Annotated in this window: 7 protein-coding genes; 3 read left to right on the top strand and 4 right to left on the bottom strand. The window is 40.1% G+C overall.

Annotated features, from left to right (window positions below):
* Nucleotides 1-264: 264 nt before the first annotated feature.
* Nucleotides 265-1182 (bottom strand): copper amine oxidase N-terminal domain-containing protein, encoded by a 918-nt coding sequence (locus ACE41H_RS24955; protein ID WP_375358276.1) that lies wholly within the window; start codon nucleotides 1180-1182, stop codon nucleotides 265-267.
* A 258-nt stretch (nucleotides 1183-1440) separates the two neighbouring features.
* Here ACE41H_RS24955 and ACE41H_RS24950 point away from each other — a divergent pair, with 258 nt between their 5' ends.
* Both ACE41H_RS24950 and ACE41H_RS24945 read left to right on the top strand, forming a co-directional pair.
* Entirely contained in the window at nucleotides 1441-1743 is a 303-nt protein-coding gene (locus ACE41H_RS24950) for a hypothetical protein (RefSeq protein WP_375358275.1), read from the top strand.
* 658 nt (nucleotides 1744-2401) lie between these two features.
* Nucleotides 2402-2644 carry a hypothetical protein gene (locus ACE41H_RS24945; RefSeq protein ID WP_375358274.1) on the top strand — a complete coding sequence of 81 codons (243 nt, stop codon included), beginning with the start codon at nucleotides 2402-2404 and terminating at the stop codon, nucleotides 2642-2644.
* Between the two features lie 119 nt (nucleotides 2645-2763).
* Here ACE41H_RS24945 and ACE41H_RS24940 read toward each other — a convergent pair whose 3' ends face one another.
* The 3 genes from ACE41H_RS24940 to ACE41H_RS24930 all read right to left on the bottom strand — a co-directional run bounded on the left by ACE41H_RS24940 (nucleotide 2764) and on the right by ACE41H_RS24930 (nucleotide 3879).
* Entirely contained in the window at nucleotides 2764-3297 is a 534-nt protein-coding gene (locus ACE41H_RS24940) for a restriction endonuclease (protein ID WP_375358277.1), read from the bottom strand.
* 41 nt (nucleotides 3298-3338) lie between these two features.
* Nucleotides 3339-3623 carry a CrcB family protein gene (locus ACE41H_RS24935; RefSeq protein WP_375358273.1) on the bottom strand — a complete coding sequence of 95 codons (285 nt, stop codon included), beginning with the start codon at nucleotides 3621-3623 and terminating at the stop codon, nucleotides 3339-3341.
* Between the two features lie 79 nt (nucleotides 3624-3702).
* Nucleotides 3703-3879 carry a hypothetical protein gene (locus ACE41H_RS24930; protein ID WP_375358272.1) on the bottom strand — a complete coding sequence of 59 codons (177 nt, stop codon included), beginning with the start codon at nucleotides 3877-3879 and terminating at the stop codon, nucleotides 3703-3705.
* A 223-nt stretch (nucleotides 3880-4102) separates the two neighbouring features.
* On the opposite strand from ACE41H_RS24930, the gene ACE41H_RS24925 reads away from it, so the two are divergent.
* On the top strand, nucleotides 4103-4303 hold the full coding sequence (locus ACE41H_RS24925) for a hypothetical protein (RefSeq protein ID WP_375358271.1): 201 nt from the start codon (nucleotides 4103-4105) through the stop codon (nucleotides 4301-4303).
* Nucleotides 4304-4442: the final 139 nt, after the last annotated feature.

Raw genomic sequence — 4442 nt, 5'->3', positions numbered from 1 at the left:
AAAATCCAAATTCCATCATAATCGCAAGAACAATTGTTGACCTTTAGCATCGTGTGTCGCTAACCTGTTGACATTGGTTGACAATCCACAACTCCGACTCCGGAAGATTATACCGTAGGTGAAGCTTCCTTTGGAAGTGGGATTTACTACGCTTCTCTTAAATAAAATCAAATAAGAAACCCTGATCACCTACAGGTGACCAGGGTTTCTTTCGCTTATTCGTAACAACTCTTAAACTTAAAGGGGGAATTCTTCAGTAAAAAATTAATTTACCCGTTGTTCGCCTGGGATCTCCAAGATCACACTGTTAGACACATCTACTGTAGTTTCTCCAATTTGGGTATTCGTTCCGTTTTCATCAATCGTTCCATACCGAACTTGTTCCATCATCCACAAATCAACAAAGTAACTCAATTTGCCGGTAATATCCGGCCGATCCCCCCGTTCTTTGCTGACCGCTTCAACAATATTGGGTATAATATCTGCTTTATTAGTAGCAGAAGAACTCACAACACCTTCCCATATGACCCAAGCTGCATTATCCTTGATCTCTAAATATTGAGTTACTCCTTGATCGCTTATGAAAAACCTATTAGCTTCACCATAAGGAAAATAGTATGTGGTTGAGTGCGATTCATCCGAAGTAGTGAACTCTTCATTAAACGATATTCTCGGTAATTTGAGAGCTGCAGTTCTCGCAGTTTTTAAGTCATCGCTTTTCAAGTTTGCGATTACAGAAGGATCGGTGTTGTAGATGGCCACGGATTTCGAAACATTATCCCACTTTACCGTAGCACCAAATGCCTCGCCTATAAAACGAAAAGGGACGTAGGTAACTCCGTCGATAATGCGGGCTGGCGAACTTAAGCTGATCTTATCATTTCCTCTTGAAGCGATTTTGTTCCCTACTGCCAGACTTACTTTTTCCTTGGTATTGGAGTTTGTAACCGTGACCGTTTTTGTCTTGTTGTTCCAAGCAACTTGTAGACCAGGAAGTAAGGTAACAGTTCGAATTGGAACAAAAGTAGTCTGATTAATCACTTTAGGTTTTTGATCATTCACTAAAACCCCATTAATATTCAATCCCACAGATACATTGGCTGCAGCATAAGATGTGTTGCTCAAAATCAGTGGTACAACTAGGGAAAACGCCGCAAATGCGTTCACTAATTTCCTAAACATTTTACACCATCCTATTTTTATGATTTAGTAAGTCACATTGTATTAGACGCACAAAAATGGAAAAAATTGTGTTGATATTGACAATTAGAAAATCACAAAACATGAAAATATAAGGAATTATATTACGCTTCCTGGTACTCAAGTTAATCAAGATGAAAGTGTAGCACCTAGCAGGCATGAAATCAGGGGAAATTTAGTACCGGTAACCCTAATAAAGAAGTTCTCGTCACGAGTCTGGCATCAATTGGAGTAACCGTTTTGGCTCTTGTTTTCTATACAAGCACTCCCATAGGGGTGGCAACGGGTATCACCTCTCTTGCAATTGCCCTATTTGGAGCAGGCACTGGTGTGAAAACTGAAACTGTGATTAGAGATGGTATTAATGGAATGAGCACTGTAGCCAATCAGATCACTTTGTACGGAAGCCGCTATGATCGCTATCAAATTAGATTCCCATTCCTGGAATACACATTGCAGGACGGTTCTAAAATCCGTTTCATTTCGGGCAATGGCGTTGTAGAAAGAGCACACACCGGCAATGGTTGGGAAATCCTGGACTAATCTTAAGCTTCACCTGACTGCATAAAATAGACACAAACGCGACCACTTTCCAGTATTGGAATGTGGTCGCTTGTATATGTCCGCACCAGCCTCTGCGAAGCCTGTGGCTTCGCCCCTTCGCAGTGAATCATACCCATAGAGTCTCCATGTCAAACCTATGCATAAACCTTACTTGTTGCTGCATATTGACAGATTTCATCGCTGCAAAACTCAGCACTTTTCGATTGCCAAAAAAAATGCATCCCGGTACTGGTAGTGAAGCTGCTAGGCAATCTATTCATTACGCTACTGCTCCTTATTACAACCGATATTTTTCCAAGTCGAGACCAGCGTACTCCAAGCACTTTGGAAGAGCATAGCTCTGTAATTGTTGCCTGAGTATAATACGCGCTGAAGCCCAAGCCGGTCATATAAAAAAACGCTGACGGTTTATTTGGCGCCACTTCAATATGAAGACAGGATGCTTTCAGGCAAAGTTAACCTCAGTCCAATTAATCAGGACGAAGGCCGTTTAACGGACTTTTATTAATTTTCTTACTTGACGAGTAACTTCAAAAGATTATCCGAGCTTTTATAATTCAGCCATCACTTCGTTCAAGGGAGCGGTATAATTCGTTATTTACACTTGAACAGAAAATATCCAAAGGATGTGATAGCAATGCAATGGCAAAAGGTTCGTACGATTTATCCTGAACAATACGTCCTGCTCAAAATCCTGGATTCGCACATTGAAGATAATATTCAATACGTTGACGAGGTTGCTCTTGTACGAGCTATTCAGGCCCCTTCTGAAGCTACCAAAGAGCTCTTTAAATGTAAAGGCAACAATATTGTCTACCATACGGGTCAAGAAAATATTGCTATCGAACTTAGAAAACCCCGAATCTTTAGGAGCCGTTAAACTGCAAACTTTTCGATTACTTCCAACGATACATACTCATTTGTGTTCAGATTAGCTACTGTTGCAGAGAAAGCACCGGGTCATTTTTCAATAGTATATCCTTCGATCCTTATATTTTGCTAAATAGCTCTCGTATTTCGGCATCTTGGGAAGTTACTGCAGCCCCAAAATTCAGCTCCTTGCTTATTCTTTCTTCGTACCATAGGAGCACCACACTTGCATGTCACTATACTTGATCCTGCCGCTACTTCCTGTCTTGCCTTCATTATCTCCGACTTTGCCGCAGTTTTACTCTTTTCAACAGGACGACGCTTCTTGCTTGGTTGCCATTTTCCCCATGCCTTCAGTTTCTGCTCAACGAGAGCCCCATGCCAATAATCAACCTTGAACTGTTCTGCTTCCTTCTTTGCTGGAGCAGTAAGATCTGATGTAGTGACAAGCAACGAAAGAATACAGTCGTGATTACGCTTAGCTCCAACCAGCTCACGAACAGTCATCACAGGAACAAGATTATGATCAGCGTAACACTTGGCCTGTACAGCCGTTTTCTCACCACGACGATCGATAATCACAAGATCTACTCCACCGTCATTACCCCCTACACCAACTTCATTCACTGTATAACCCTGGTCTCGAAAGTAAAGAGCAAGCAGCCGTTCAAACTCTGCTCCCGATAAATCGTCCAGGCGGCTTGTTAGTATGATCTCATCGCTCCTACAGCCCTTGGTTGATCGCCTTGATACTGTGTTACCTGTCTTTTTATTCGTCGACTTATTGCTATATTTTTTTTTTTACGTCTTTTCCGTGTCCAGGCAGCCCCAAGGATTTCTGCTACTATCACTGAAGCAATGAGGATTCCGAAAAAGAATCCCCAATGCAATCCTGGAATGCTGAAATAAATAGCAAGTCCAATAATAATGAATAGGCCCCTCAAAATATAGGCAATCTGCCTTCCTTCTACACGGTAGGTTTTAGACATTTACATCAATCACCCTTCTGAAAATTGTCATCTATCACATAATAAAGATGATTGGCCAAGCTTTATGATTTCTGCACAATCATAAAGCTTGGAGCTTGTATACTTCTATCTCTAATATCAAATCCTTAACAACAGAATTAAAAATACGCGAGAATCCACATAACTCAAGCTTTTTCAACAATTCTTTATCTTTTACAATCTTTTTATTATCCGTATCATGATCATAGTCTATGGTTTGAGCAATGAAAAAAGCCATCCCCCTATCATTTAGAATAAAATTACTAAAAGTATGACGTATTAAGCTTATCTTAAGATCTTCATTATCAAACGAATCATGGACAGATAAATCTTGTATATATGAAATAACGGAGGAGATAGAAGAACTACTTAAAAAGAAATATTGGGTTAATGAGGAGAGGGATCAATTAATAATTGCAAGGATGAAAATGACTGAGTTTCCAGACTCCTGGAGAGAACGAATGGATGCTACTTGGTCTTACTGGCTTGATGCAGTTGATGGAGATCACCTGATAGTAGGTTCTAGAGCTGATGAAATACTGGATAGAGAATTATACGACGATCCATTTGATAATGGGAGTTTATCATATCCATCATTTATTGCATCCAAAGAAACTACCAATTCTATTATATGGAAGATTGGAACCATATCTGCATTGTAATTGACCTCAGGAAAATCAATAATTTCACAATGTGTTCAGTGAGTGACCGAAAGGAAGGGGAATGTTTCAACTTTAGTGTAATTGGTTTACTGCCAAGAGTTTAAATCAGCTGATACAGGGATAACCTTTATACTACAGC

This window comes from Paenibacillus enshidis (genome assembly GCF_042136365.1).
GTDB classification, from domain to species: Bacteria; Bacillota; Bacilli; order Paenibacillales; family Paenibacillaceae; genus Paenibacillus; species Paenibacillus enshidis.
Note: the sequence above shows the minus strand (reverse complement) of the source record. Positions and strands in the feature narration are given on the sequence as shown.